This is a genomic window from Variovorax sp. P2_H12 (assembly GCF_056403395.1).
In genome coordinates this window covers 1-436 of sequence record NZ_JBFUFO010000211.1, presented here as the reverse complement: position 1 = coordinate 436, position 436 = coordinate 1, and the positions used below count along the sequence as shown (strand labels likewise).

The 436-nt window shown below is 71.5% G+C and carries 1 pseudogene; it reads left to right on the top strand.

Features of this window, described 5'->3' with window-relative positions:
- Positions 1-172: 172 nt before the first annotated feature.
- Positions 173-436 (top strand): annotated as a pseudogene (locus AC1DYK_RS35850) (xanthine dehydrogenase family protein molybdopterin-binding subunit); the annotation flags it as partial.

The following is a 436-nucleotide window of genomic DNA, read 5'->3' as shown; positions in this document are numbered from 1 at the left end:
CCCTGGAGGCGGAAGCGGTGCTGACCGGCAGCCGGGCCGGCGGCGAGGTGTTCGCCAGCGCCGCCCGGGCAGCGGTGGCCGGGGCCGAGCCGCGTCCGCAGAACGCCTTCAAGGTGGAACTGGCCCAGCGCACGCTCGTGCGCACGCTGCAGACCGTCACGGGAGTCTGGTCATGACGACAATTTCGCGCCCCCGGCTGCTCGGGCCCGGTGTCAATCGTGTCGACGGGCCGCTGAAGGTGACCGGCAAAGCGCCGTATCCCAGCGACTTCGCCTATCGCGGCATGGCCCACGCGGTACTCGTGCGCAGCACGGTGGGCTCCGGGCRGATCACCGAGATCGACACGACGCGGGCCGAACGTGCCGCCGGAGTGGTGCGCGTCCTCACACACCTCAACGCCGGACATCTCGAACGGGGGCCCATGACGCCCTTGGGC